Origin of the sequence: Shimia marina (genome assembly GCF_001458175.1) — a bacterium.
Lineage (GTDB): Bacteria > Pseudomonadota > Alphaproteobacteria > Rhodobacterales > Rhodobacteraceae > Shimia > Shimia marina.
The window spans coordinates 106,519-133,094 of record NZ_CYPW01000018.1 but is presented as its reverse complement, the minus strand read 5'-3'; the positions used below and the strand labels follow the sequence as shown (position 1 = coordinate 133,094).

Annotated in this window: 23 protein-coding genes; 5 read left to right on the top strand and 18 right to left on the bottom strand. The window is 56.6% G+C overall.

The features are described 5' to 3' along the window. The 4 genes from SHM7688_RS19420 to rpsL form a co-directional block, all read right to left on the bottom strand. Nucleotides 1–92, bottom strand: a 92-nt coding sequence (locus tag SHM7688_RS19420; RefSeq protein ID WP_131822069.1) for a GTP-binding protein, incomplete at its 3' end; no start/stop codon positions are given. A gap of 84 nt (nucleotides 93–176) precedes the next feature. Continuing rightward, nucleotides 177–2,294, bottom strand: a complete 2,118-nt coding sequence (fusA, locus tag SHM7688_RS10205) for an elongation factor G (RefSeq protein WP_058239838.1) — start codon at nucleotides 2,292–2,294, stop codon at nucleotides 177–179. A gap of 21 nt (nucleotides 2,295–2,315) precedes the next feature. Beyond that, complete coding sequence (rpsG, locus tag SHM7688_RS10200) at nucleotides 2,316–2,786, bottom strand: 30S ribosomal protein S7 (RefSeq protein ID WP_058239837.1); 471 nt, start codon at nucleotides 2,784–2,786, stop codon at nucleotides 2,316–2,318. Nucleotides 2,787–2,801: 15 nt separating this feature from the next. Next, complete coding sequence (gene rpsL, locus SHM7688_RS10195) at nucleotides 2,802–3,173, bottom strand: 30S ribosomal protein S12 (RefSeq protein WP_054000841.1); 372 nt, start codon at nucleotides 3,171–3,173, stop codon at nucleotides 2,802–2,804. Nucleotides 3,174–3,516: 343 nt separating this feature from the next. Here rpsL and SHM7688_RS10190 point away from each other — a divergent pair, with 343 nt between their 5' ends. Next, nucleotides 3,517–4,317 (top strand): putative rhamnosyl transferase, encoded by an 801-nt coding sequence (locus SHM7688_RS10190; RefSeq protein WP_058239848.1) that lies wholly within the window; start codon nucleotides 3,517–3,519, stop codon nucleotides 4,315–4,317. Here the strand turns inward: SHM7688_RS10190 and SHM7688_RS10185 are convergent. The 4 genes from SHM7688_RS10185 to SHM7688_RS10170 form a co-directional block, all read right to left on the bottom strand. Next, a complete protein-coding gene (locus SHM7688_RS10185; RefSeq protein WP_058239836.1) occupies nucleotides 4,293–5,183 on the bottom strand; it encodes a DMT family transporter in 891 nt (296 codons plus the stop codon). The two genes, SHM7688_RS10190 and SHM7688_RS10185, sit on opposite strands and share 25 nt — an antisense overlap. A 165-nt stretch (nucleotides 5,184–5,348) precedes the next feature. After that, nucleotides 5,349–9,596, bottom strand: coding sequence for a DNA-directed RNA polymerase subunit beta' (gene rpoC, locus SHM7688_RS10180; RefSeq protein WP_058239835.1), 4,248 nt, complete (start codon nucleotides 9,594–9,596; stop codon nucleotides 5,349–5,351). 52 nt (nucleotides 9,597–9,648) lie between these two features. After that, nucleotides 9,649–13,785: a DNA-directed RNA polymerase subunit beta gene (gene rpoB, locus SHM7688_RS10175; protein WP_058239834.1), complete on the bottom strand. Its 4,137-nt coding sequence runs from the start codon at nucleotides 13,783–13,785 to the stop codon at nucleotides 9,649–9,651. Nucleotides 13,786–14,225: 440 nt separating this feature from the next. Continuing rightward, the gene (locus SHM7688_RS10170) at nucleotides 14,226–14,990 is read right to left on the bottom strand and encodes a helix-turn-helix transcriptional regulator (protein ID WP_158500687.1); all 765 of its coding nucleotides are present in this window, start codon (nucleotides 14,988–14,990) and stop codon (nucleotides 14,226–14,228) included. 218 nt (nucleotides 14,991–15,208) lie between these two features. Here SHM7688_RS10170 and SHM7688_RS10165 point away from each other — a divergent pair, with 218 nt between their 5' ends. Then, complete coding sequence (locus SHM7688_RS10165) at nucleotides 15,209–15,655, top strand: hypothetical protein (RefSeq protein WP_058239832.1); 447 nt, start codon at nucleotides 15,209–15,211, stop codon at nucleotides 15,653–15,655. Between the two features lie 85 nt (nucleotides 15,656–15,740). Here SHM7688_RS10165 and SHM7688_RS10160 read toward each other — a convergent pair whose 3' ends face one another. The 3 genes from SHM7688_RS10160 to rplJ all read right to left on the bottom strand — a co-directional run bounded on the left by SHM7688_RS10160 (nucleotide 15,741) and on the right by rplJ (nucleotide 18,259). Continuing rightward, nucleotides 15,741–17,057, bottom strand: coding sequence for an enoyl ACP reductase FabMG family protein (locus SHM7688_RS10160; protein WP_058239831.1), 1,317 nt, complete (start codon nucleotides 17,055–17,057; stop codon nucleotides 15,741–15,743). Nucleotides 17,058–17,288: 231 nt separating this feature from the next. Continuing rightward, nucleotides 17,289–17,669, bottom strand: a complete 381-nt coding sequence (gene rplL, locus SHM7688_RS10155; protein WP_058239830.1) for a 50S ribosomal protein L7/L12 — start codon at nucleotides 17,667–17,669, stop codon at nucleotides 17,289–17,291. A gap of 71 nt (nucleotides 17,670–17,740) precedes the next feature. Beyond that, complete coding sequence (rplJ, locus tag SHM7688_RS10150; RefSeq protein WP_058239829.1) at nucleotides 17,741–18,259, bottom strand: 50S ribosomal protein L10; 519 nt, start codon at nucleotides 18,257–18,259, stop codon at nucleotides 17,741–17,743. Nucleotides 18,260–18,735: 476 nt separating this feature from the next. On the opposite strand from rplJ, the gene SHM7688_RS10145 reads away from it, so the two are divergent. Further along, nucleotides 18,736–19,608, top strand: a complete 873-nt coding sequence (locus tag SHM7688_RS10145; protein ID WP_058239828.1) for an aldose 1-epimerase family protein — start codon at nucleotides 18,736–18,738, stop codon at nucleotides 19,606–19,608. Nucleotides 19,609–19,643: 35 nt separating this feature from the next. On the opposite strand, the gene SHM7688_RS10140 is transcribed toward SHM7688_RS10145, so the two are convergent. Beyond that, a complete protein-coding gene (locus SHM7688_RS10140; protein WP_058239827.1) occupies nucleotides 19,644–19,877 on the bottom strand; it encodes a hypothetical protein in 234 nt (77 codons plus the stop codon). Between the two features lie 181 nt (nucleotides 19,878–20,058). Here SHM7688_RS10140 and SHM7688_RS10135 point away from each other — a divergent pair, with 181 nt between their 5' ends. Further along, on the top strand, nucleotides 20,059–20,706 hold the full coding sequence (locus SHM7688_RS10135; protein ID WP_058239826.1) for a hypothetical protein: 648 nt from the start codon (nucleotides 20,059–20,061) through the stop codon (nucleotides 20,704–20,706). Between the two features lie 112 nt (nucleotides 20,707–20,818). Here the strand turns inward: SHM7688_RS10135 and SHM7688_RS10130 are convergent, their stop codons facing one another. From SHM7688_RS10130 to SHM7688_RS10110, 6 genes are all read right to left on the bottom strand, one after another. Then, nucleotides 20,819–21,067: a hypothetical protein gene (locus SHM7688_RS10130; RefSeq protein WP_199556618.1), complete on the bottom strand. Its 249-nt coding sequence runs from the start codon at nucleotides 21,065–21,067 to the stop codon at nucleotides 20,819–20,821. 122 nt (nucleotides 21,068–21,189) lie between these two features. Next, complete coding sequence (rplA, locus tag SHM7688_RS10125; RefSeq protein WP_058239824.1) at nucleotides 21,190–21,885, bottom strand: 50S ribosomal protein L1; 696 nt, start codon at nucleotides 21,883–21,885, stop codon at nucleotides 21,190–21,192. Then, nucleotides 21,885–22,310, bottom strand: a complete 426-nt coding sequence (gene rplK / locus SHM7688_RS10120; RefSeq protein ID WP_058239823.1) for a 50S ribosomal protein L11 — start codon at nucleotides 22,308–22,310, stop codon at nucleotides 21,885–21,887. The genes rplA and rplK overlap by 1 nt, the downstream gene beginning before the upstream one ends. Before the next feature lie 190 nt (nucleotides 22,311–22,500). Further along, the gene (locus SHM7688_RS20045) at nucleotides 22,501–22,917 is read right to left on the bottom strand and encodes an MFS transporter (RefSeq protein ID WP_223229272.1); all 417 of its coding nucleotides are present in this window, start codon (nucleotides 22,915–22,917) and stop codon (nucleotides 22,501–22,503) included. Then, on the bottom strand, nucleotides 22,868–23,680 hold the full coding sequence (locus tag SHM7688_RS10115) for an MFS transporter (protein WP_223229271.1): 813 nt from the start codon (nucleotides 23,678–23,680) through the stop codon (nucleotides 22,868–22,870). Before SHM7688_RS10115 ends, SHM7688_RS20045 begins: the two co-directional genes overlap by 50 nt. 110 nt (nucleotides 23,681–23,790) lie before the next feature. Further along, nucleotides 23,791–24,939, bottom strand: coding sequence for an alpha-hydroxy acid oxidase (locus SHM7688_RS10110; RefSeq protein ID WP_058239822.1), 1,149 nt, complete (start codon nucleotides 24,937–24,939; stop codon nucleotides 23,791–23,793). Between the two features lie 228 nt (nucleotides 24,940–25,167). Here SHM7688_RS10110 and SHM7688_RS10105 point away from each other — a divergent pair, with 228 nt between their 5' ends. Further along, the gene (locus SHM7688_RS10105) at nucleotides 25,168–26,541 is read left to right on the top strand and encodes a hypothetical protein (protein ID WP_144432548.1); all 1,374 of its coding nucleotides are present in this window, start codon (nucleotides 25,168–25,170) and stop codon (nucleotides 26,539–26,541) included. Nucleotides 26,542–26,576: the final 35 nt, after the last annotated feature.

Sequence of the window (26,576 nt, the reverse complement as noted above, 5' to 3'; positions counted from 1 at the left end):
GCAGCTGTCAGTGTGGTTTTACCGTGGTCAACGTGACCAATGGTGCCGATGTTGCAGTGCGGTTTACTGCGCTCAAACTTTTCCTTTGCCATGATATGGCTCCTTTTTCTCTCAAACGGTGCGTGCAAGCACACACCCTACAGGGGTAGGGTGCGCGGTCTCCCGCGCACCGGAAATTATGCGTATTTCGCTTGGATCTCGTCAGAGATGTTCTGCGGAACCGGATCGTAGTGATCGAACTGCATGGTGAACTGGGCACGACCGGAAGACATCGAACGCAGGTTGTTGATGTAACCGAACATGTTGGCCAGTGGCACAAATGCGTCGATCGCAACCGCGTTACCGCGAGGCTCCTGACCGGACACCTGCCCGCGACGGGAGGTGAGGTCGCCAATGATGCCACCTGTGTATTCTTCCGGTGTGATCACTTCCACTTTCATGATCGGCTCAAGCAGTTTCGCGCCGGCCAGTTTCATGCCTTCGCGCATTGCCATACGAGCTGCGATTTCAAAGGCCAGAACGCTGGAGTCCACGTCGTGGAACTTACCGTCGATCAGAGCAACTTTGAAGTCGATCACTGGGAAACCAGCCAGAGGACCGGAGTCCATAACAGACTGGATGCCTTTTTCCACACCCGGGATGTATTCCTTCGGAACAGCACCACCAACGATGCGGCTTTCGAAAGAGTAGCCTTCCCCTGCTTCAGTCGGCATGATTTCCATTTTGACTTCAGCGTACTGACCGGAACCACCGGACTGTTTCTTGTGGGTGTAGGTGTGCTCGATCGCCTTGGAGATGGTCTCACGATAAGCCACCTGTGGCGCACCGATGTTGGCCTCAACCTTGAACTCACGCTTCAGACGATCCACGAGGATGTCCAGGTGAAGTTCGCCCATACCCTTCATGATGGTCTGACCGGACTCGATGTCGGTCTCCACGCGGAAGGATGGATCTTCGGCTGCCAGACGCTGCAGACCCTGAGACATTTTCTCTTGGTCAGCTTTGGTCTTTGGCTCAACAGCGATTTCGATCACCGGATCCGGGAAGGTCATGGTTTCCAGAACTACCGGGTCGTTGGTGGCACAGAGCGTGTCACCGGTGGTTGTGTCTTTCAGACCTGCCAGCGCGATGATGTCACCTGCGAATGCTTCGGTGATTTCTTCGCGGTTGTTGGAGTGCATCATCATCATACGACCGATGCGCTCTTTACGACCTTTGGTGGAGTTCAAGAGCGTGTCACCCTTGTTCAGCACACCGGAGTAGATCCGGGTAAAGGTCAGGGAGCCAACAAACGGGTCGTTCATGATTTTGAACGCCAGACCGGAGAACGCCATGTCGTCGTCTGCACGACGGGCAATGTTACGCTCTTCGCTCTCATCACCCGGCTCAAAGCCCATGTAATCAACAACGTCCAGTGGGGACGGCAGGTAGTCGATCACAGCGTTGAGCAGAGGCTGAACACCTTTGTTTTTGAACGCAGAGCCACCCAGAACAGGCACAAAGGCCATTTCCAGTGTCCCTTTGCGCAGCAGTTTGCGCAGGGTTGGCACGTCAGGTTCTTCACCTTCCAGATAGGCTTCCATGGCGTCGTCGTCCATTTCGACAGCCGCTTCCACCATCTTGCCGCGCCATTCGTCAGCCAGATCTTTGAGTTCGTCACGGATCGGTGCTTTCACCCAGCTTGCGCCGAGGTCTTCACCCTGCCACAGCCACTCTTCCATGGTCACCAGATCAACCAGGCCTTCCAGCTCGGTTTCGGCGCCAATTGGGAAAGCGATTGGAACAGCGGTCGCACCGGTACGGTCTTCAATCATGTGAACACAGTTGAAGAAGTCCGCGCCGATTTTGTCCATCTTGTTGACGAACACCATGCGTGGAACCTTGTAGCGGTCAGCCTGACGCCACACGGTTTCGGTCTGAGGTTCAACACCAGCGTTGGCGTCCAGAACACAGACAGCACCATCGAGAACCGCCAGAGAACGCTCAACTTCAATGGTGAAGTCAACGTGGCCGGGGGTGTCGATGATGTTCAGACGGTGCTTAGCGGAATCTGCGGATTTGCCATCCTCGGTGCGCTCCCAGAAAGTGGTCGTCGCAGCGGAAGTGATGGTGATACCACGTTCCTGCTCCTGCTCCATCCAGTCCATGGTGGCTGCACCGTCGTGCACCTCACCGATGTTGTGGGATTTGCCGGTGTAATACAGGATGCGCTCGGAGCAGGTGGTTTTACCTGCGTCGATGTGCGCCATGATACCGAAGTTACGGTAATGTTCGAGCGTATATTCGCGTGCCATTGGTCTAAGCCTTTATGGGATTTACCAGCGATAATGGCTGAAGGCTTTGTTAGCTTCTGCCATCTTGTGAGTGTCTTCGCGCTTCTTAACGGCGGTACCGCGGGAGTTCACGGCATCCAGAAGTTCACCGGCCAGGCGTTCTTCCATGGTGTTTTCGTTGCGGCCACGGGAAGCAGTGATCAGCCAACGGATGGCCAGGGCTTCACGGCGCTCAGGGCGCACTTCGACCGGAACCTGATAGGTGGCACCACCCACACGGCGGGAGCGAACCTCAACCGATGGTTTGATGTTGTCGAGTGCTTCGTGGAACACTTCAACAGGGGCGCGCTTCACCTTGTTTTCAACGCGGTCCAGCGCGTTGTAAACGATCTTTTCGGCAACAGATTTTTTGCCGTCGATCATCAGGTTGTTCATGAATTTGCTCAGAACCTTATCGCCAAATTTGGCGTCAGGCAGAATTTCGCGTTTTTCGGCGGCGTGACGACGTGACATATCAGCCTCTCCTTCTTACTTAGGACGCTTCGCGCCGTACTTTGAACGACGTTGCTTACGGTCTTTAACGCCTTGGGTATCCAGAACACCGCGCAGGATGTGGTAACGGACACCCGGAAGGTCTTTTACACGACCGCCACGGATCAGAACCACAGAGTGTTCCTGAAGGTTGTGGCTTTCACCTGGGATGTAGGAAATCACTTCGTAACCGTTGGTCAGGCGCACCTTCGCAACTTTACGCATAGCGGAGTTCGGTTTCTTAGGTGTGGTGGTGTATACACGTGTGCACACGCCGCGCTTCTGAGGGCACTGCTCCAGGTGCTGCGACTTGGAGCGCTTGATTTTAGGCTGACGCGGTTTGCGGATCAGCTGCTGAATCGTTGGCATAGGGTCTCTTTCCTATTGCTTCCATTTATACGCCAGACCGAAGCCCGACGCGGTTATCTGTGTTTTCTGCACCATGTGCATGCACAAGCGCAAAAACCGCAATCGTTTCCATTCCGAGGCAAACGACGCGGTGGAGTCTCAGAGGTTGCGGCCTTCAAAGCAGACCGGAACTTGACCACTACAGGTGTGAAACGGCTCAGGATACACTTCCCCCATCGCCGGATGAGCGCGCGTATATTGGGAGTCGCGACACTTGTCAACAGCGGTCCGGTTGCACTGACCGCCGCGTCCTGCCAATGTGGCGCCAACACAGGGAAGGCAAGCAATGATCGACAGTAAGGACATGCAGGTGATTGGCCTGTGCCGGTTTTCTTACCCGGCTCTTGGTGGGTTTCAAGTAGAACATGACACCATCGAAGACCGCATTGCCTTTCTCTATCAAGAAGACCGGTTGGAAGAGCGCTTTCAACTGATGGAAACTGTGGCCCTGCCCTGCCTGAAGGCCCAGACCGATCAGAATTTTGAGATGATCCTGCTGATCGGAGACACGCTGACCAAACGCCACGTGGAACGGCTGCATGACCTCACGACGGACATCCCGCAGATCACCATCGTCGCCCATCCACCAGAGCCACACCGCCCTTTGATGAAGAAACTGCTCAATGGCGCGCGCAAAGATCCCAAGGCCCCCTGCCTACAGTTCCGTCATGACGATGATGATGCCATCTCTGTGGATTTTTTCGAGCGTCTGCGCGCGGCAGCAGAGGACGTTGCGCCGCTCCTGCCCCAACACCGCACGGTCGCTTTTGACTGGAACCGCGGCTATATCGCAGAAATGAGCAGCGCAGGCATCGCCGCCGCTGACACGGTGCGCAATCTCTATGTGGCGTCACTGGGCATGTATGTGCGCGGCGGCTGTGATCTGACCATTATGAATTTCCGCCATGGCATTATGAACCAGTTCATGCCCACGCTGAGCTTCACCGACACGCCCATGTGGGTGCGCACCCACAATGGCTACAACGACAGCCGCCAGAAAAAGGTCAAACCCGTGCCCGTCACGCCACTCACCGGCGAAGAAGCGGCGCAGTTTAAATCCCGCTTTGCCATCGACGCGGATCAGGTCCGCACCGTCTTTGCCTGACTGAGGCGGCGTCCACGTACCAGCGTGAACACGCCTGCGCTGACCACAATCAGCGCGCCCAAAAGCGTGATTGGGTCCGGCCAGTCATCAAACACCAGAAATCCCAGCAGCAGGGCCCACAGCAACCCGCTGTAGCGAAACGGTGCCACAAAGCTGACCTCTCCGACCCGCATGACGAGGACGGAAAACAGATAGCCTCCCAGAATGAATACGGCGGCCCCGGCAAGTAGCGCCCATTGCGCCAGCTCCATGCGCACCCAGTCTGCGCCAAGGCTCGCCACTCCGGCAAACGACATCACCCCCAGCGACGCCACTAAGGTAACGGTCATGGAGGGCACCTCAGCTGACATTTTGCGCGTGGCGAGATCCCGCAGAGTGACAAACCCCACAGCGATCAGGGCGTAAACTGTATAGTGGTCAAACCCCTCGGCCCCGGGTCTGACAATCAACAACATACCGCAGAACCCAGCCACAATCGCTGAGGCCCGACGCCAACCCACGCTTTCTCCAAAAAACAGGGCCCCGCCCAAAGTGACGGTCAGCGGAAGGATCTGAAGGATCGCGGTCACATTGGCGATGGGCATGTGATAAAGCGCGGTGATAAAGAAATAAGCGGCGCCAATTTCTGCACCAGTGCGCAGCCCAATCAGCCCCCAGTCTCGGCGTGCCAGACGCCAGCGCAGCCGCCCCACACGCCGTGCCAGCAGCCAGATCAATACCGAGGCCATGGCCCCACGCAGAAACAGCATCTGAAACAACGGCACCTGCGGCCCCAGCGACTTGATCAATGTATCATTGAACGTAAAGGCCGCCATGGAGCACATCATCAAAAGTGCCCCCTTTGTATTGTCCGACAGCGCCGCCATCGCCCTCTCCCCTCAGCTGCAACCGCGCGACGTTAGGGCCGTCTGACGGCTTTGCCAAGCCCAGACCTCTTGTGACTTCTTCTGACCAAAACACTCTCGCCGAAGGCAAAAGGGCCCCCGGCTTTTTTGCCGGGGGCCCTTTCAAATCTTCAGATGTCTGAGGTCTTAGTCGAAGTCGCGGCTCTCAGGTGTCTCCACCAGACCGCTGTCAAACACGTCATCCGCGCTCACATCTTCCACTGGGGCGGCCAGACGGGCGGCCGCTTCGGCCTCCTCACGACGCGCTTCGATCACCACGTTGTCACGCTCAGAAGCAATGCTGCGCACTTTCTGTGTCGCACCACCCGTACCGGCCGGGATCAAACGACCCACGATGACATTCTCTTTAAGGCCAACCAGCTTGTCTTTCTTACCCTGCACGGAGGCTTCGGTAAGAACGCGGGTGGTCTCCTGGAACGAAGCCGCAGAGATGAACGACCGGGTCTGCAACGACGCTTTGGTGATACCCAGCAGGATCGGCTCACCCTGAGCAGGACGACGGCCTTCCGCCAGCGCCTTCTCATTGGCTGCAACAAACTCAGCCTTCTCGACGTGTTCGCCTTTGAGCAGGGTGGTTTCACCACTGTCAGAGATTTCCCACTTCTGCAGCATCTGACGCACAATCACCTCGATGTGCTTGTCGTTGATCTTCACACCCTGCAGGCGATACACGTCCTGCACTTCGTCGATCATGTAATCCGCCAGCGCTTCAACCCCCATGATGGAGAGGATGTCATGCGGCGCCGGGTTCCCGTCCATGATGTAATCCCCTTTCTGCACGAAGTCGCCTTCCTGCACAGGGATGTGTTTGCCCTTGGGCACCATGTATTCCACGGTCTCCTTGGACTCATCAGACGGCTCGATCGCGATGCGGCGCTTGTTCTTGTAGTCGCGGCCAAAGCGCACGTAACCATCGATTTCGGCGATGATCGCGTGATCTTTCGGACGACGGGCTTCGAACAGTTCGGCAACACGTGGCAGACCACCGGTAATGTCCTTGGTCTTGGCGCCTTCACGCGGGATACGCGCGATAACGTCACCGGCTTTCACGTCCTGCTGATCTTCGACCGACAGAATCGCGTCCACAGACATTGGGTAGTGAACCGGGTTGCCAGCATCGTTGCGCACAGGCTCACCATCCGCATCCACAAGGATCACTTCCGGCTTAAGCTCATTGCCCTTCGGTGCCGCACGCCAGTCAGACACGATCTTCTGGGTCATACCGGTGGCGTCATCGGTTTCGTCACGCACCGACAGACCGGTGATGAGGTCCACAAACTTCGCTTTACCGTCTTTCTCCGCCAGAATTGGCAGGGTGTATGGGTCCCATTCAAACAGCTTGTCGCCGCGGCCAATGGTCTGACCATCTTTGACAAACAGCTTGGAGCCATACCCAACCTTATGGTTGGCACGCTCGTCGCCGTCTTCGCCCTGAATGATCAGCTTCATGTTACGGCCCATCACCAGAGCCTCGCCATTGGCGTTCTCCAGGATGGTGGCGTTTTCAAAGACGATCTTGCCTTCCTGGCTCGCTTCCAGGAACGACTGTTGACCACCCTGCGCAACACCCCCGATGTGGAAGGTCCGCATCGTCAGCTGTGTCCCAGGTTCCCCAATCGACTGCGCCGCGATGATGCCGACGGCTTCGCCGGTGTTTACCAGCGTGCCGCGTGCCAAGTCACGGCCATAGCACATGGCACAGACGCCCTCTTCGGCCTCACAGGTCAGCGGGCTGCGGATACGTGCGTTCTGCACGCCAGCTTCATCGATGGAATCCGCCATACGCTCGTCGATCAATTGACCATGCGCCACCAGCACCTCATCGGTGCCCGGCTTCATGATGTCCTCAGCCGACACACGGCCCAGAACACGCTCTGCCAGCGAAGAAACAACCTCACCGTCGTTCACAGCCGCTTCCGCGTTGATCGCGTTGTCAGTGCCACAGTCGTGCATGCGCACGATGCAGTCCTGCGCCACGTCCACAAGACGACGGGTCAGATAACCGGAGTTCGCAGTTTTCAGAGCGGTATCTGACAGACCCTTACGGGCACCGTGGGTGGAGTTGAAGTACTCCAGAACGGTCAGACCTTCTTTAAAGTTCGAGATAATCGGGGTCTCGATGATGTCGCCGTTCGGCTTCGCCATCAGGCCGCGCATCCCGCCCAGCTGCTTCATCTGCGTGACCGAGCCACGCGCACCAGAGTGCGCCATCATGTAAACCGAGTTTGGCTCCGCTTCGGCACCATTCTCTTCGGTCTTCGCCGCGGAGATGGTTCCCATCATCGCATCGGTGACCTTGTCGTTACACTTGCTCCAGGCATCGACAACTTTGTTGTACTTTTCGCCCTGAGTGATCAGGCCGTCCATGTACTGCTGTTCGAAGTCTTTCACCTGATCACGGGTGTCATCCACGATGGTCCACTTGTTGTCCGGGATCACCATGTCGTCTTTACCAAACGAGATGCCCGCCTTGAACGCTTCACGGAAGCCCATGGTCATGATCTGGTCACAGAAGATCACGGACTCTTTCTGACCACAGTAGCGATAGACGGTGTCAATTACGTTCTGCACGTCTTTCTTACGCAGCAGCTTGTTCACCAGCTCAAAGGGCGCCTTGTTGTTCTGCGGCAGAAGCGCACCCAGACGCACACGGCCCGGCGTGGTTTCAAAACGCTGCACCACTTCCAGACCGTTCTCGTCGATCTGAGGGATACGGGCGTGCACTTTGGCGTGCAGGTGAACCGCACCGGAGTCCAGCGCATACTGCACTTCCTCAATGGAGGAGAACACCATGCCCTCACCCTTCATGCCTTCACGCATGATGGTGGTGTAGTAGAGACCCAAGATCATATCCTGCGAAGGAACGATGATCGGGGCACCGTTTGCAGGGGACAGAACGTTGTTGGTGGACATCATCAAAACGCGCGCTTCCAGCTGAGCTTCCAGCGAGAGCGGCACGTGCACAGCCATCTGGTCACCGTCAAAGTCCGCGTTAAACGCAGAACAGACCAGCGGGTGCAACTGAATAGCCTTGCCTTCGATCAGGGTGGGTTCAAACGCCTGAATGCCCAAACGGTGCAGCGTCGGCGCACGGTTCAGCATGACAGGGTGTTCGCGGATCACCTCATCAAGGATATCCCAAACTTCAGGACGCTCTTTTTCCACCAGCTTCTTGGCCTGCTTCACAGTGGAAGAGAGCCCTTTGGCTTCCAGACGCGAGTAGATGAACGGTTTGAACAGCTCCAACGCCATCTTCTTGGGAAGACCACACTGATGCAGTTTCAGTTCCGGACCGGTCACAATCACCGAACGGCCAGAGAAGTCGACACGTTTCCCCAAAAGGTTCTGACGGAAACGACCCTGCTTCCCTTTCAGCATGTCAGACAGCGATTTCAGCGGACGCTTGTTGGCGCCAGTGATCACGCGGCCACGACGGCCGTTGTCAAACAGCGCATCCACAGATTCCTGCAGCATCCGCTTTTCGTTCCGCACGATGATATCAGGCGCACGCAGTTCGATCAGACGCTTCAGACGGTTGTTCCGGTTGATCACACGACGATAGAGATCGTTGAGATCAGAGGTCGCAAAGCGGCCACCATCCAGCGGCACCAGCGGGCGCAGCTCTGGCGGGATTACCGGGATCACGGTCAGGATCATCCACTCCGGACGGTTGCCGGACTCAATGAAGCTTTCCACAACTTTCAGACGCTTGATGATCTTCTTTGGCTTCAGCTCGCCGGTCGCTTCGGCCAGATCGGCACGCAGCTGCTCGGCTTCAGATTCCAGATCAATCTGGGACAGCATCTCACGGATCGCTTCGGCACCGATATTGGCGGTGAAAGCGTCCATGCCGTATGCGTCCTGCGCATCCATGTACTCTTCTTCGGTCATCATCTGCCCGTAGGTCAGGTCAGTCAGACCGGGCTCGATAACAACGTAGTTTTCAAAGTACAGCACACGTTCTAGATCACGCAGTGTCATGTCCAGCATCAGGCCGATGCGGGATGGCAGCGATTTCAGGAACCAGATGTGGGCCACAGGCGCGGCCAGCTCAATGTGGCCCATGCGCTCACGACGCACTTTCTGAAGGGTAACTTCAACACCACATTTTTCGCAGACAACGCCGCGATACTTCATGCGCTTATATTTGCCGCAGAGACATTCATAGTCTTTGATCGGGCCAAAGATACGCGCACAGAACAGACCGTCACGCTCTGGCTTGAACGTCCGGTAGTTGATGGTTTCTGGTTTTTTGATCTCACCGTAAGACCACGACAGGATCCGCTCCGGAGACGCGAGAGACACTTTGATCTCATCAAACGCCTTAGGTGCAGCCAGCGGGTTAAACGGGTTGTTCGTCAGTTCCTGGTTCATTTTGATACCTCAAATTCTGCTGGGAGAGTGGATGGAGTGAGAGCCCGCGCCCTCACTCACCTTCCTCCGAATCCAGGAGTTCCATATTCAGGCCGAGACCACGGACTTCTTTCACCAGAACGTTGAACGATTCTGGGACGCCCGCTTCAAAGTTGTCCTCGCCCTTGACGATGCTTTCATAGACCTTGGTCCGGCCTGCCACGTCATCCGACTTAACGGTGAGCATTTCCTGCAGGGTGTAGGCGGCGCCGTAAGCTTCCAGAGCCCAGACCTCCATCTCCCCGAAACGCTGACCACCAAACTGTGCCTTACCACCCAGCGGCTGCTGTGTGACGAGGGAGTATGGGCCGGTCGAACGCGCGTGGATTTTGTCGTCCACCAGGTGGTGCAGTTTCAGCAGGTACTTAATACCCACGGTCACCGGACGTGCGAACTGTTCACCGGTCCGACCGTCAAACAGGATCGACTGACCGCTTTCCGAGAAGCCAGCACGCACCAGCGCGTCGTTCACGTCACCTTCTTTGGCGCCGTCAAAGACTGGGGTCGCGATTGGAACACCACGGGTCACATTGCCCGCCGCTTCCAGAAGCTGACCTTCGTCCATGCCTGCGATGCCTTCTTCATAGACATCTTCGCCATAGGCCAGACGCATCATCTCACGCACAGGTGTCAGATCGCCGGAGCGACGGTATTCCTGCACCGCGTCATCGATCTTCAGACCAAGGCCACGTGCGGCCCAACCCATGTGGGTTTCAAGGATCTGACCAACGTTCATACGCGAAGGCACGCCCAGTGGGTTCAGACAGAAGTCAACCGGTGTACCATCTGCGAGGAACGGCATGTCTTCCATAGGCACAACCTTGGAAATAACACCTTTGTTCCCGTGACGACCGGCCATCTTATCGCCCGGCTGAAGCTTACGCTTCACAGCGATGAAGACTTTGACCATCTTCATCACACCCGGTGGCAGATCATCGCCGCGACGGACTTTCTCGACCTTGTCCTCAAAACGGTGCTCAAGCGCACGTTTCTGGATCTCATACTGCTCGTTCAGAGCCTCAACGATCTGTGCGTCCTGCTCATCTTCCAGCGCCAGCTGCCACCACTGACCACGGCTCAGGCTTGCCAGCAGCTCTTCGGTGATTTCCGAGTTCGCTTTGACGCCTTTCGGGCCTTTCACAGCCACTTTGCCAAGGATCATGCCTTTCAGACGGGCATAGATGTTGCGGTCCAGAATGCCGAGTTCGTCGTCACGGTCACGTGCCAGACGTTCGATTTCTTCCCGCTCGATCTGCAGCGCACGCTCGTCTTTTTCCACACCATGGCGGTTGAAGACACGCACTTCCACAACAGTCCCGAAGTCACCCGGCTTCACGCGCAGCGAGGTGTCACGCACGTCAGAGGCTTTCTCACCAAAGATGGCACGCAGAAGCTTTTCTTCCGGTGTCATCGGGCTTTCGCCCTTCGGTGTGATCTTACCAACGAGGATATCGCCCGGCTCAACGTCCGCACCGATGTAAACGATGCCAGCCTCATCGAGGTTGCGCAGCGCTTCTTCACCGACGTTTGGAATGTCGCGGGTGATCTCTTCTGGGCCAAGCTTGGTGTCACGTGCGGCAACTTCGAATTCTTCGATGTGAACCGAAGTAAACACGTCGTCACGCGCGATGCGCTCGGAGATCAGAATGGAGTCTTCGTAGTTGTAACCGTTCCAAGGCATAAACGCGACAACCACGTTTTTACCAAGCGCCAGTTCACCAATATCGGTGGACGGACCATCGGCAATCACCTCACCTTTGGACACCGTGTCACCCACTTTCACCAGCGGACGCTGGTTGATGCAGGTGTTCTGGTTGGAACGCTGGAACTTGCGCAGACGATAGATATCCACACCCGCATCGCCCAGCTCCAGATCGGAGGTGGCACGGATCACGATACGCTGTGCATCCACTTGGTCGATGATGCCGGCACGCTTGGCCTGAATGGCCGCGCCGGAGTCGATCGCCACTTTTTCCTCAATACCGGTCCCCACCAACGGTGCCTCAGCACGCAGCAGTGGAACCGCCTGACGTTGCATGTTCGAGCCCATCAGAGCGCGGTTGGCGTCGTCGTTTTCAAGGAATGGGATGAGCGAGGCCGCCACAGACACCAGCTGTTTCGGGCTCACGTCGATCAGATCGACGTTTTCCGAAGACGCCAGCGTATATTCACCCGCCTGACGGGTGTTGACGAACTCATTTACGAATTTGCCGTTTTCATCCAGCGCCGCGTTCGCCTGAGCAACGGTGTGACGCTGCTCTTCGGTTGCGGACATGTAGTTCACCTCATCGGAGACCACGCCGTTCTCAACCTTACGATACGGTGTTTCGATGAAGCCGTATTTGTTCACGCGGGCAAAAGTCGCCAGAGAGTTGATCAGACCAATGTTTGGACCTTCCGGCGTCTCAATCGGGCACATACGACCGTAGTGGGTCGCGTGCACGTCGCGCACCTCAAAGCCTGCACGCTCACGGGTCAGACCGCCTGGGCCCAACGCGGAGAGACGGCGCTTGTGCGTCACTTCAGACAGCGGGTTGGTCTGGTCCATGAACTGCGACAGCTGCGAAGAGCCGAAGAATTCACGCACAGCCGCCGCCGCAGGCTTCGCGTTGATCAGGTCTTGCGGCATCACCGTGTCGATCTCAACAGAGCTCATACGCTCTTTGATCGCACGTTCCATGCGCAGCAGGCCAACACGGTACTGGTTCTCCATCAACTCACCAACGGAGCGCACACGGCGGTTGCCGAGGTGGTCGATGTCGTCCACGTCGCCACGGCCGTCCCGCAGGTCCACCAGCGCCTTGATGCAGGAGATGATGTCTTCCTTGCGCAGGGTCCGCTGGGTGTCTTCCGCATCCAGCGCGAGACGCATGTTCATCTTCACACGGCCAACCGCAGACAGGTCATAACGCTCGCTGTCAAAGAACAGTGTGTCAAACAGCGCGCTGGCCGCTTCAACGGTGGGTGGCTCACCCGGACGCATCACGCGATAGATGTCCATCAGCGCGGTATCGCGGCCCATGTTCTTGTCCGCCGCCATGGTGTTGCGCATGTAAGGGCCGACATTGATGTTGTCGATGTCCAGAACCGGGATCTCGGTGAAGCCTGCATCAATCAGGTCTTTCACAGTACCGCCAATCAGGTCGCCGTCTTTGTCATATTCCAGTGTCAGCTCGTCACCGGCTTCCACGTAGATTGCACCGGTTTCCTCATTGATGAGGTCCCGCGCTACAAACTTGCCAACGATGTGCTCAAACGGCACCAGCAGGTCGGTGATCTTACCTTCGTCGATGATCTTTTTCACCGCACGTGGCGTGACCTTCTTGCCAGCTTCAGCAATCACTTCTCCGGTGGCCGCGTCGATCAGATCCTGTGTCGGGCGGGTGCCGCGCACACGCTCAGGGAAGAACTTGGTGACCCAACCTTTGCTCTTGTCCAGCGTGTAGTTCACAGTGTCGTAATAAGCATCCATGATGCCTTCCTGGTCCAGACCCAGCGCATACAGCAGGGTTGTCACAGGCAGTTTACGACGGCGGTCGATCCGCGCGAAAACGATGTCTTTGGCGTCAAACTCAAAGTCCAGCCAGCTGCCGCGGTAGGGAATGATGCGGCAGGCAAACAGCAGTTTGCCGGAGGAGTGGGTTTTGCCTTTGTCATGATCAAAGAACACGCCCGGAGAACGGTGCATCTGAGACACGATCACGCGCTCGGTGCCGTTCACCACAAAGGTGCCGTTCTGTGTCATCAGAGGCATATCGCCCATGAACACGTCTTGTTCTTTGATGTCTTTCACAGACTTCGCGCCGGTGTCTTCGTCCACATCAAATACGATGAGGCGCAGAGTCACCTTCAAAGGCGCGCTGTAGGTCATGTCACGCTGCTGACATTCTTCTACATCGTACTTCGGCTTTTCCAGCTCGTAGTTGACGAATTCCAGAATGGAAGTCTCATTGAAATCCTTGATCGGGAACACCGACTGGAACACGCCCATGATGCCTTCGCCAGCGGTTGGCTGCGGTGCATCACCGGATTTCAGGAAAAGATCATATGAGGATTTCTGAACCTCGATCAGGTTCGGCATCTCCAGCACTTCGCGGATCTTGCCGTAGTATTTGCGCAAACGTTTCTGGCCAAGAAAGCTTTGAGCCATGACTATCGTCACCTTTCATTTCTCACCGAACACAAGTGCCGTCGGGTCCTCGGCACTGCGCCCATACGAGAGGGTCAAGATCTGGACAATTCCCGGCCCCCGTCCCAAAGGGGGCCTCCCGTTCCAAACCCTGCCTTGGAAAGCCTCCTGACCGCGCGCTCTGCGCCACCCAAGAGGCTTGCCAAGCCGGGGCAAACCCTATTTTCGTTTGTTTTCTGATATTTACTTAATTCTGATCGGGTGGAATCCGCCACCCACTGCGCGCCGCCTATCTATCAAATCCACAAAGGACAAAAAGCGGTCCCGAATCGCTCGAAACCGCAAGAGATTACCGAATATTGAATCAAGCCTTATTTGGCAACCCCTTTGGGCTTGACAAATTCAATTGAAGCCCATCCCCACAAAACCACACAGAACAAGAAAGCCTACTCTCCATCACTTCAGAACTCGACAATTCCCTGAAGTATAGCGACAGCAACAAGCTGTTCGCGTGTTTTTACGTCCAATCTGCGCTTTGCGGAGACAATGTGAAAATTCACTGTGGCAGTCGATATTTTGAGCTTATCGGCAATGCGATCATTCCGCAGCCCCTGCGCAAGCCACTTCACCACCTCTGCTTCACGCGGCGACAGGCGCGGCTGAAAGCCAGAGAAATTGATATACTCCGCGCATAGCTTCTCTTTCTTAGTACAAGCCATAAACGCGCTCTGAGCCAAAGCAGCACCCACAAAAAGCTCTTGGCGCTTTTCTTCTTGGAGGCGGATCAACTCCTCCACATCCCGATCAAGGATCAAGTTTATCCCCGCCTTCAACCCCATAAAGCGACTAACGCCACACTGCAAAAAACTTGATTGCAGACCTTCCTGCCTGCCCTCCAAAAGCAGCCTCTGTAAAACAGGATCACGCCGCACGCTATCGCAATCCAGAAGCGCATCATGTGAGACCACTTTACGCCCGTCCAGCGCATCCCCCATGCGGATATATGGATCAATAGCGCTGTAACCAGACAACTGATAATGTGATAGCCAGTCTTGGGACATGTTTGAAAACATCCCCAAATGCTGCGCCGTTTCCGTTTGAAAATAAGAAACGTTCACATAGCGGAAGCCAAGATCCCCAAAATAGGCCTTAGAAACGGCATAAAGCTCATCCGCAGTCTGCGCAAAAAATAGATTATCTAAAAAATCCACAACCGCGTTCTTCATGAAACGAACACTCATCAACCAAACCAGTTGGGTTAAGTGTATCACAAAGGCGTTTGCCAGTCAGCAAAACCCATCATTTTTGATAGGTTTCTCAACCTCCGTTTACTGCCTAGCATTTTGATACGTGCGAGACATGGCTAGTTGCGCCGCAACCTCGGCCGATCACAGGACGCACAACAACCAATTTCAAAACGGGATTTAGCAAAGGGATCTGCGCAATGAAATTAGAGGAAATGATTGATCTGGCCGAGATGCTGGACAAAAAAGCATCGCTCCTTGGCGAGGACGTGATTTATGCGGATGCAGATATGGGCATCGATGTCATGGCAGGTATGCCTGGCCCCGGCTTGACGGGGTTGAGCTCATCTCTTTCCGCAGCAATGCCAGAGAGCATTCTAGCCCCTAGAATTGGAGATGCTCTGAACTTCATAGACAAACAGCGCGGCCGGAGCTTCTTGGAAGGCATTGCCCAAGAACTACGTGCGGAATTTTGCGATCCAGATGGTTTCTTGGCAAAAGCTGTAGAGGAAGGCATCGAATGGACAATTACGCTGGTGGTAATGGCAATTGCCGCCTCTCTGAAACTCCCCTTCTCACCAAGCGTTATTCCCCCGCTAGTAGTCCACATATATCGCCAAGGCTACGACAGATTTTGCAGAATATGACGGATAAACGATTACTAATTGGAGACGAGCACACAAACAGGCGCCCGATAAGGCGCCTGTCTCTGCAAAATTGTCATGCGATGGATCAGCTGTGCGCTGCAATCAACTGCTGCGCCACCAGATCATGGTCCAGCCACAGAACCGGGCCATCCGCATCGCTGGACGCGCCAAAGATCAGCGCGCCGGTTGCGCTCACCACATGCGCACTCAGCACATCACTCACCAGCTCTTTGCGATTTTTATGCAGCGCCACGATATCTGCCGAGGTGCCCACGGTCATCTCCACCTGCTCAAGGCTGTTCTGCATCGGCCAGGCTTCAAAGTTGTAGAAAGACTGCATCACAGGATTCTGCTGATAGGCACCAACGGTGGCGAGAATATCTTCCAGCTTCACGTCGTCTTGCAGCAGCGCCTGACATTCGTCCCAAACGCCCTGCGCCCAGTCACCACCACCTTCTTTGCGGTAAGCTTCCAGCAGCGGCACCAGTGACAGCTCAATCCCCGCAAACACATCCGAAGAGTTGGTCCGAATTTCCGGGCAGTTGAACACGGTCGCCTTCACGCCCTGCTCCCAAGCCTTCTGCGCAAAGCCTTCCAGGTTCATCTTGGCATAGCCCTGCGTATAGCTGGTGTAGGTCTGCCACTGATAGGCCCCGTCGATCAGCACGCGGGTGCCGTGGTAGCCATAAGCAGTGTAACGCACCTGCCCGCCGCCGGCTTCGATCTTGCTGCGCAGCGCAGCACTGTGCTCCAGCAGATGACCAAAGCTGTTTGCGGTCACCTCGTCAAAGTTCTGCAGGATCAGTTTACCCAGATCACTGTCCATCAGCGCCTGCGACGGCATGTGGCGCGCGCCACGGCCTTTGTAGATACGATTGGCAATCGCCAGAAAGGCTTTGGCGCGTGGAATGCCCCCTGCCATGGTGTGAGCAAAGAACACGTTCTTGCCCGCAGGGATCAGCCCCTCAAGCTCTGCCATGACTTTTTCAAGCGACTGCACAAAGCGCGCCGTGCCAATCTCGCGGCACGCATCCACCTTATCCCAATCCAGCTTGTACTCCTGCCAGTTATCCAGCGTCATGTCAGAGAGCATGTCGGTTGGCGTCGCGCCCCCTTCCGGCGCATCCATATCAAAGCCCGCCATCATCGGAATGTTGATGATCTTGCCACCAAGGTTGTCCTCTGCAGCCGCCAGTTCCTCATCGGTCAGCGCACGCAGCGCGCCATCATCTTCGCGACGCCCCACGGTGATGCCCACAAGCGTCATGCCCGCCGCCTTTGCCGCGTCAATCAGACCGGTCGCATAGCCACGTCCGAAAAGCTCACCAAACAGGACGAAAACATCGCCTGCGCCAAAAACTGTATTCTCAGGAAGTGCCGTCAGGGGAATGGAGTGTTTCATAGTCGACTTCTTATCTGTGGCCCGCACCAAAGACCGGGGCCAGGTTTGCTGCTTGGCGCTGACGTCCGCAGGCGCTCTCGCCCCTGTGATTGCCCATTGTGCGCCTGATGGCAACCGCTAGATCACCAAAACAAGGGGTTTACCCGAGTCTGCTGGGCAATCGCAACAGGTGCTGAAATGAAAACAGGCGCCCCAAATGGGACGCCTGCAGCAAATCGGAAAAAATCCGAATTACTTAACTTCGACCTCGGCGCCAGCTGCTTCCAGCTTGCCTTTGATCTCTTCGGCTTCGTCCTTGGACACGCCTTCTTTGACGGCTTTGCCACCAGCTTCAACCAGCTCTTTGGCTTCTTTCAGGCCCAGGCCTGTGATGCCGCGAACTTCTTTGATGACGTTGATTTTCGATGCGCCTGCGGATTTCAGGATCACGTCGAATTCAGTCTTCTCTTCTTCAGCTGCGCCACCGGCGTCGCCGCCAGCTGCTGCCATGACAACCGCGCCACCGGCGGCTGGCTCGATGCCATACTCGTCTTTGAGGATGGTTTTCAGTTCTTGTGCTTCCAGCAGGGTCAGACCCACGATGCTTTCTGCGAGTGCTTTCAGATCAGCCATTTTAGACTCTTTCCGTTATCAGATATGTGTTCCAACGTTGGGCATTCACCCTACGCGGTTCAAAAAGTTGCTTACGCAGCCTCTGCCTTTTCCTCGATGGTAGACAGGATGGATGCGATGTTCGAAGCAGGTGCGCCAATGGCACCGGCGATGCTGGAAGCAGGTGCGCCGAGCATGCCAGCGATCTGAGCGATAAGCTCGTCGCGGGAAGGCATTTTCGACACGGCTTCAACACCGGCACGGTCCAGAGCGTTCTCGCCCATTGCACCGCCAAGGATTTCGAACTTCTTGTTCGTCTTGGCGAAGTCCTCGGCCACTTTGGCGGCTGCCACAGGGTCCTCGGAATAGGTCAGAACGGTCATACCCGACAGAAGGTCACCCATGCTCTCGCATGGTTTGCCTTCCAGGGCGATCTTGGCGAGCCTGTTCTTGGCGACACGTACTGCACCACCCGCGTCACGCGCACGTGCACGCAGATCTTGCATGTCAGCAACCGTGAGACCCGCGTAGTGGGCAACCACTACAACGCCAGAGCTTTCAAAGATCTGGCCGAGTTCCTCGACCACCTTCTCTTTTTGTGCTCTATCCACAGTTTTACTCCAAATATGGGGCTTGCACCCCGGCTCAGTTTTGCACACCGCAAAGCGGCATGCGTTTAGGTCCAAACAAAGGGTTGGGAACCAAGATCGCCGAAGCACCCGGAAAGGGCCTTCTTAGAATTCTTGTCTCTTACCCCATCTCGGGAAGGAATTATTCAGGCATATGCCGGAACCCTCCGTCTTGGACAGGCCACCCCAGAAAGAATCGCAGATGCGATCTCCAGGCTGGGCAGGCGCGTCCTACCCCTGTTCCGCCTTCAATGCAAGACATCACAGAGCACTTTCATGCTGCCTGGCCAGATTATAGCGGGCACATCCGACGCACTTACAGGAAATCACTAAGCTGGGCAGCACATGCGGGACGCCTAGCCCCTAACCGCCCCCATCAAAAACACCATGTCATTCTCTGCTCAGAACGCTACTGTCGGGACAGACATTCCTGCCACCTTTATCCACAAAGCCCTTTCATGACCTCTGATTGCATCCTGACAAACGACCACCTGAGCCTGTCCGTCGCCACCATCGGCGCAGAGATGCAGTTTCTGCGCACGGCCGATGGACGCGATCTGCTCTGGCACGGCGACGCCACCTTCTGGACTGGGCGCGCACCTGTTCTGTTCCCCATTGTCGGGCGCGCGCCTGACGACACCATTGCCGTGGGCGCGCATCACGCAAACATGCCGCAGCACGGCTTCGCCCGCCGGAGCCCCTTCGCTATTGAGACACAAACCCCAACGATGTGCCGTCATGTCCTGCGGGCAGATGCCGCCACACGCGCCGTCTACCCTTTTGAATTTACCCTGCGCCTCACCCACGCGCTCTCCGGCCCCACAGTGTCGGTCACGGCAGAGGTGGAAAATCTCTCAGATCAGCCAATGCCTTTTGGTTTTGGCTTTCACCCGGCGTTCCTCTGGCCCCTGCCCGGTGCCACGGATCAGACCCACATGATAAAATTGCCTGCCACAGCCAACCCCAAGCAACGCCCGCTGCGCCCTGATGGCCTGCTGGAGCCAGATTTGGTGCCAGGCCCGTTTCAGGCAGGCACCCTCCCATTGTCAGAAGCGCTCTTTGAGGAGGGCGCATTGGTGTTCCCGGATGGCACGCCCAGCCTCCTGCGCTATGGGTCGAAAGACGGGCCAAACCTCTCCTTCACCTTCGACAATCTGCCAGACATTGCCCTGTGGAAGCCAAAGCAGGCCCCCTTCCTTTGTATCGAACCTTGGCATGGCACGGCCGCCCTGCATGGCGCAGGTCCACAAATCGCAGACCGCCCCAACAGCACCACCTTGCAGCCCGGCACTCAGGAAACCTTTGGCTACAGCGTGACCGTCGCGCTCTGAATCGGTCACACAGACCAAGCCGTCAAAGACAGAGCTCAGTGCAAGCTGAGCAGAACTTCAATGTCGCGTTTGCTCAACACTTTGAGCAGCGCGTGCTCTTCAGCATTGAGCTTGGCCTCTCCCGCCACATGACGCTGGATCAGATCAGCGACCTCGCTGGTCGGTTGATAGTAGAGGTCAGGATACAGATGGCTCAGTTCCGACACCATCCGCTGCAACAGCTTCTTCTGCTTCTCTGAGTCCAGATCCTTGCGTTTCTCCTGCAACATCTCTCATCCTCCTGAGGCAAGCTCTTCTCTTCAGATGTTATTACGGGGCATCCAGATCAATAGATGACCGCAAAGAGAACCTCTACATGCGCGCCCACGTGCCCGATCAAATTTGACTGAACCCGCTGCACCGCCCGCGCGTAACAGGTAAAGAAACGAAAACCTGTCCGAGGAGCCCCCTATGGCCATGCGCAGCCTTCTGCAACGGATCACCACCACCTTTTCGGGCTTCGCACAAACGCCTGCGAAAACAGGCACGGCGGCAGATGCGGCCCCCAGTCTGGAAACTCTCAAAGACAGCCTGCGCGCATTAGACAAAGATCCCTACCTCCATGTGGTGGATTGGGACCTGCAACTGATCTCCGTTTTTGATGATCTGCGTTACGACCGCGCTGATGTGGACACGCTCGCAGGCCCCATGCGCACCCATATCCTGCAAAAGCTGCAGCCTCTGGGATTTCGCCAGCGCACGGGGCACATCATCGAACATCACGCCGCAGACATGCGCCTGATCATGCCAAAATTCCGCGCGCTCGGAGAATCCCCGTTTGATGCCATCCATTTCACGCCACGCCGCCCTCAGGATTTCTACATCCTCACCCCGACACAAAGCGCCTGCCAGTTGATCGACAACTACGCTCCAGAAGAGGCGCAGGACCGTATCATTGGCCTCATTCAGCAACAGCCAATCAACATCTACCGGATCCTGGATTACATGGCGCGCGATGACCACCGCGAGGCTTTCAAACCCGTGTTGGGGCATCTGAAATTTGTTCAAAAACAGGCCATCAGTTCAGAACCACTGCGCAGCCGGCGGGCGCTACGCTAAAACCGGCAGCCTTTCCCGTGCCAATCCTGAATAAATCGCACAATCTCCAAAGACCGAAAGATACTCCTCAACCACCTGTGCCGAGCCGCTGTCTTTCACGTCCGCCCAAATTTCACGCGCTTCGGCACACTCTGCTGCCGCCAGTTCGACCCTCGCCACCCATAGGCCCACCACGGTCAATCAAAATGCGTTTCAAAATCCCACCCCAAAGCTTCTTCGGGCAGCACAGGCTGGCGGTTGTTTTAATGGCTTCAAACACATCATCTGCGGCTGCATATGTCCAGCAAAAAGCCAGCCGCCACTGAGCACCAAGACGTGCTTCTGCCAGTCGTCTGGCTTTCGACAGTTCCGATTCCATCATCCGCTGTCCCGACACCACACCCGCTTCACCCTCCGCAGTTGCAGACCGCCTCATATCCCCAAACAAGAAATAAAAAAGGCGCCCCCAAAGGGACGCCTTCAAATCTCTCAGATCCGGAGATCTTATGCGGATGCGCTGTCCACGGAGATGGTCACGCCTGGGCCCATGGTCGAGGACAGGGCGATCTTCTTCACGTAGGCACCTTTGGCACCAGCAGGCTTGGCTTTCAGGACAGCGTCCATGAACGCTTTCACGTTCTCAACCAGCTTGCCTTCGTCAAAAGACGCTTTGCCAACGCCCGCGTGTACAACACCGGCTTTTTCCACTTTAAACTGCACTTCGCCGCCTTTGGCGTTTTTCACAGCTTCAGCAACATCCATGGTCACGGTGCCAACTTTTGGGTTTGGCATCAGGTTACGTGGACCAAGCACTTTACCCAGACGGCCAACAACCGGCATCATGTCAGGAGTCGCGATACAGCGATCAAAATCGATGGTGCCGCCCTGAACGGTTTCCATCAGATCTTCTGCGCCAACGATGTCCGCGCCTGCTGCCTGTGCTTCTTCAGCTTTCGGACCACGTGCGAAAACCGCAACGCGCACGTCTTTGCCGGTGCCGTTTGGCAGACCAACAACGCCGCGGACCATCTGGTCTGCGTGACGTGGGTCAACACCCAGCTGAACAGCGATTTCAACAGTTTCGTCGAACTTCGCGGAGGCGGAACCTTTGACCAGAGCAACAGCTTCTTCAACGGTCAGGTTGGATTTGCCTGCGAACGCTTCACGCGCTGCGGCAGTACGTTTACCAAGCTTAGCCATTACTTCACCTCGATGCCCATGGAACGCGCGGAGCCAAGGATGATCTGCATTGCAGCATCGATGTCGTTTGCGTTCAGGTCTTTCATTTTCGCTTCGGCGATTTCTTTCACCTGAGCGGCGGTCACGGAACCCACGGTCTCACGACCTGGCAGGTTTGCACCGGATTTCAGCTTGGCAGCCTTCTTCAGGTAGTAAGACGCAGGCGGCGTCTTGATGTCCATGGTGAAGGACTTGTCTTGATAGTAGGTGATCACGGTTGGGCAAGGCGCACCTGGCTCCATGTCCTGTGTCTTGGCGTTGAACGCTTTACAGAATTCCATGATGTTGATGCCGCGCTGACCCAGCGCCGGACCGACGGGTGGGGAAGGGTTGGCTTGACCTGCAGGAACCTGCAGCTTCATTGTACCAGCAAGCTTCTTAGCCATTTGGTTTTCCTTTCAACATAGGCGAAACGCGTTCCGCCCGGTTTGTGTTGCGTGGTCCGGCCCAAGCATCGCGATGCCAAAACCTCCCACGAGAGAATCTCGCCCAAAGACGATAGAGGCGGCACTTACGCCTGTTTTGGATGTTTGGCAACCCCGTAGGGTGCGCATTCACTGCGCACCTCCCCAAACCTCACCCCACCTTCGCCCGAGGCAACCAAAGCGCAATCACTCCCATCGCCAAAACCGTCAGCCCAGCGCCAACCAGAAACGGCGCCTGCGCCCCAAAGCCATGCCAGAAGGCCCCGGCCGCCGTATTGCCAATCAGCACCACCAGCCCGGTCACAAGGTTAAACGTGCCAAAGGCGCTGCCTTTCAGGTGATCCGGCGTCGCGCTGGCAATCATCGCGCCCAGCAGCCCTTGGGAAAACCCCATATGCAGCCCCCAGAGCACCGTGCCCGCCACATACGCCCAGACACTCCCCGCCACCGCAAGTGTGAGATGCGCCACCACAAGAAAGCCCAGACTGCACAGCAGCAGGCCCGAACTGCCAACCCGATCAGACAGGCGCCCCACCGGATAAGCCGTCAGCCCGCCCGTAAGCCACATGCATCACCACCAGCGACAGCGGCACCCAGGTGGCGCTGATCCCAATGTCCAATGCTTTGAGCAACACAAAAGCCTCGCTAAACCGCGCCAGCATGATCACCGATGCCAGACCAATCACACCCCAGACCTGTGGTGTCAGCAGCAGCGCCTCTGTCAGGCGAAAGCTGCTGCGCTTGATCACGGTCTCCCCGGCGGGTTCTTTCACAAACCAGATCAACGCCACCATACAGAGCGCCGCCGGAATGGTGGCCAGCCAGAAGACCTGCTGAATATTGCCCGCCAGCAACACCATCGCCCCCACCGCAATCAACGGCCCAACAAAGCCGCCCACCGTGTCCAGCGATTTGCGCAGACCAAAACTCGCGCCGCGCAGCTCTGGCGGGCTGGCCGCTGTGAGGATCGCGTCCCGTGGCGCCCCGCGAATGCCCTTCCCCACCCGGTCCAGCGCTTTGGCCAGCACAATCTGATCCAGCGTCACCGCCCATGGGAAAATCAACCGCGACAGCGCACCAAGCCCATAGCCCAGCACCGCCAACGGCTTGGCCCGGCGACTGACATCGGCCAGCACCCCAGAGAGAAACTTGGCCCCAGTCGCAACCGCTACGGAGAGCCCTTCAATAAACCCAATCGCCAGCGCCGACACCCCCAGCCCGCCTGCCAGATAGGCCGGCAGCAGCGTGTTGATCATCTCCGATGACACATCCATCAACAGGCTGACAAAGCCCAGCCCCCAGACAGCAGCAGGCAGAGAGGGTTTGGACATGACTTTGGAATCCGGGATCTGAGACATAAAAAGGGCGCGTGATGTTACGCGCCCTCAAACCACACCCACAGACGTTCAATCAACGCCTGAAATACACTTTCTCCGCGCGATTAGCGCCAGCGCAGATTGTCCCGGCTCAATTGATCCAAACTGGTGATGCCCATGAGCTTCATATCGCGCTCAATCTCGGTGCGCATATTGCCCAGCACACGCTCAACCCCGGCCTGCCCGGCACCCGCCAGCGCATAGAGATAGAGCCGCCCGCCGGAACAGGCTTTCGCCCCCACCGACAGCGCCTTGAGCACATGAGTGCCGCGCTGAATACCGCCCTCGCAGATCACGTCAATCTTGTCGCCCACCGCGTCACAGATCTCCGCCAACTGATCAAACGGCGCACGTGATCCATCCAGCTGCCGCCCGCCATGGTTGGACACCATGATGCCGGTACAGCCAATATCCACCGCCCGCTTGGCATCCTCAACGCTCATGATCCCCTTGAGTGCAAACTGGCCATTCCACTGCGCACAGAGCTTTTCTGCGTCTTCCCAGTTCATCGACTGATCCAGCATGGTAGAGAAATACTCCCCCACAGAGACCGCCAGGTTGGTGCCCGCCTGCACGTGGCCTGAGAGATGGGGCATGTCAAACTTCTCTTTGGTAAAGAAGTTCCACGCCCACATCGGATGGGTGGCAAAGCTCAGCGCCGAAGCGGCGGTCAGCTTGGGAGGCGAGGTAAAGCCCGTGCGCAGATCGCGCTCCCGGTTGCCTCCGGTGATCGTGTCCACCGTCAAGGCCATCACGTTGAAATTCGCCGCCCGCGCCCGCTCCAGCAGCGCATCATTCAAGCCACGGTCCTTGTGGAAGTAGAATTGGAACATCTTTGGGCCGGGCGCGATCTTCTCGATCTCTTCAACCGTCACCGTCGCCAGCGAGGATACCCCAAACATCGTGCCATATTTGGTCGCCGCCTTACCAACCGCGCGCTCCCCTTCGTGATGGAACAGGCGCTGCAAAGCAGTCGGCGCGCAGTAGATCGGCATGTCCAGCTTCTGGCCCATGACTTCTACCGACATGTCCACATTTTCCACGCCATTCAGAACATTGGGCACCAGATCCACATCATCAAAGCTGGTGGTATTGCGGCGATAGGTGATCTCATCATCCGCGGCCCCGTCGATGTAATGAAACACCGGCCCCGGCAGGCGCTTCTTGGCCAGCTTCCGAAAATCCTGAAAATTATGGCAATCGCTCAATCTCATGGCACACCCTCCCGCGCGGCTATTGGTAAAATAAGTTTACCACTTTTGACATAGGCAGATCCCCTCTCCTTGGCAAGAAAAATGCGCACTCATCCCCCCTCTTTGCGACGCACCGTCACAAACACCGGGAAAATCAGTGTTCAGATTGATGAATTAATGCTACCCTGCGTTGCATTACCCCCTCTATCGTTCACCAGTTTTGCTTTATTTTGTACCGAGGATATTGCTGTGACTTTCCAGAAAAGCTGCCTTACAGGGCTCGGCCTTGCCCTGACACTCCTGCTCTCCCCACAACTCGCCACTGCGCAGGATCCGGTCTCACGCAACGCGCTTGAAACTCTCCCCGAACTGACCACCGCGCCCCCTGGCCCGCAACCGCTCCCGTGGGTGGCCTGCGCAAAGAAGGACTCCACCTGCGAACCGGAAACCCAAGGCCTGCTGACCACGCGCTATGGCTTAAACGGCACATATACCTATTGGGTGACCTTCAATACCACCCGCATCCCCTGCAACAGCTCTGTCGCCGGGGACCCCCTCTCTGGACTGTCTCAGGACAACATCACAAAAGAATGCGCCTTTACTCAAGAAAACATCTTTGACGCCCCCGCAGTGGACGACCCGGCCTGGACCGAAGTCGCAAAAGAAGGCGGGAGCTTTTATCATAAGGGCGAAGGTCTGTTCTGGATGCGCTATGGCGCACCGGAAAAATACGTATATGGCCTCTTTCAAGGCAGTACCGGTGACAACGCACAAAGCGATCAAAAAGTCACCTGCAGCGATAGCTACTTCGGCATCGACCCAGCACAGGGCACCGAGAAATTCTGCTATGTTGGCCCCGCCTACACCAAAGGCATCTACGGCTTCAAGGAATGCGCGAAAGAGGGCATGACCTGCACACCACAGGAAAACGTCTCCACCACCATGGTCCTCAGATATGGTAATGAAACCGGTTGGGACACCCGTCTGCACCGCCGCAATGGCGGCAACGTTCCCTGCAGCGACAAGTTCTTTGGCTATGATCCCAATAAAGACGCCAAAAAGCGCTGCTACTATGACGTGCTCGCACCCGCCACCGTGAGCTCTGAAGGCAAATGGAGCCTTGTCGCCCGCTGCACCGGCACAAGCTGCAAAGAATTGCGCCGCTCCATCAGCTTTGGCACCTCCAAAACCGACACCTGGTCCACACAGCATCAATGGGGGGTCGTGGTGACCAACTCAATAGAGGCGGAATTTGGTATCTTCGGCACCTCCTCCAAAGTCTCCGCCAGCGTTGCCGCCTCCTACGCGCAGTCACAGGAGTTTCAACAAGCCCTCAACACCTCGCAAACCTCAACCCTGACCGCGATCTGCACCTTCGAAGAGAGCAGCGACAATCCAGAGGAAAACGTCAAAACCGGCGAAATGTATCAGTTTCTGACCGGCACAGAGGCGGTCTGCACCGAAGGCGGCGCCTGTAAGAGCCAGACTTATACGGCTGATCACGCCTGTATTGCCGATCCTGCCTCAGACTACGCAGGCCCGCAGTGCATACCGGGCTACTGCGCCAATGCAGACTGCAGCGAATGTGACTACCCAGACAGCGCCGACACAGACTCGCTGTGATCATTCCGCCCAAAATGAAAAGGCCCCAATAAAAA

Coding starts and splice junctions, on each gene's coding strand:
- rpoB (WP_058239834.1), bottom strand. CDS start 13,785: ATGGCTCAAAGCTTTCTTGGCCAGAAACGTTTGCGCAAATACTACGGC.
- SHM7688_RS10110 (WP_058239822.1), bottom strand. CDS start 24,939: ATGAGATTGAGCGATTGCCATAATTTTCAGGATTTTCGGAAGCTGGCC.
- SHM7688_RS10190 (WP_058239848.1), top strand. CDS start 3,517: ATGCAGGTGATTGGCCTGTGCCGGTTTTCTTACCCGGCTCTTGGTGGG.
- SHM7688_RS10185 (WP_058239836.1), bottom strand. CDS start 5,183: ATGGCGGCGCTGTCGGACAATACAAAGGGGGCACTTTTGATGATGTGC.
- SHM7688_RS10135 (WP_058239826.1), top strand. CDS start 20,059: ATGGCCATGCGCAGCCTTCTGCAACGGATCACCACCACCTTTTCGGGC.
- SHM7688_RS20045 (WP_223229272.1), bottom strand. CDS start 22,917: ATGTGGCTTACGGGCGGGCTGACGGCTTATCCGGTGGGGCGCCTGTCT.
- rplA (WP_058239824.1), bottom strand. CDS start 21,885: ATGGCTAAGCTTGGTAAACGTACTGCCGCAGCGCGTGAAGCGTTCGCA.
- rplK (WP_058239823.1), bottom strand. CDS start 22,310: ATGGCTAAGAAGCTTGCTGGTACAATGAAGCTGCAGGTTCCTGCAGGT.
- rplL (WP_058239830.1), bottom strand. CDS start 17,669: ATGGCTGATCTGAAAGCACTCGCAGAAAGCATCGTGGGTCTGACCCTG.
- SHM7688_RS10160 (WP_058239831.1), bottom strand. CDS start 17,057: ATGAAACACTCCATTCCCCTGACGGCACTTCCTGAGAATACAGTTTTT.
- SHM7688_RS10130 (WP_199556618.1), bottom strand. CDS start 21,067: ATGATGGAATCGGAACTGTCGAAAGCCAGACGACTGGCAGAAGCACGT.
- SHM7688_RS10165 (WP_058239832.1), top strand. CDS start 15,209: ATGAAATTAGAGGAAATGATTGATCTGGCCGAGATGCTGGACAAAAAA.
- fusA (WP_058239838.1), bottom strand. CDS start 2,294: ATGGCACGCGAATATACGCTCGAACATTACCGTAACTTCGGTATCATG.
- rpsL (WP_054000841.1), bottom strand. CDS start 3,173: ATGCCAACGATTCAGCAGCTGATCCGCAAACCGCGTCAGCCTAAAATC.
- SHM7688_RS10115 (WP_223229271.1), bottom strand. CDS start 23,680: ATGTCCAAACCCTCTCTGCCTGCTGCTGTCTGGGGGCTGGGCTTTGTC.
- SHM7688_RS10145 (WP_058239828.1), top strand. CDS start 18,736: ATGACCTCTGATTGCATCCTGACAAACGACCACCTGAGCCTGTCCGTC.
- SHM7688_RS10170 (WP_158500687.1), bottom strand. CDS start 14,990: ATGAAGAACGCGGTTGTGGATTTTTTAGATAATCTATTTTTTGCGCAG.
- SHM7688_RS10140 (WP_058239827.1), bottom strand. CDS start 19,877: ATGTTGCAGGAGAAACGCAAGGATCTGGACTCAGAGAAGCAGAAGAAG.
- rpoC (WP_058239835.1), bottom strand. CDS start 9,596: ATGAACCAGGAACTGACGAACAACCCGTTTAACCCGCTGGCTGCACCT.
- rpsG (WP_058239837.1), bottom strand. CDS start 2,786: ATGTCACGTCGTCACGCCGCCGAAAAACGCGAAATTCTGCCTGACGCC.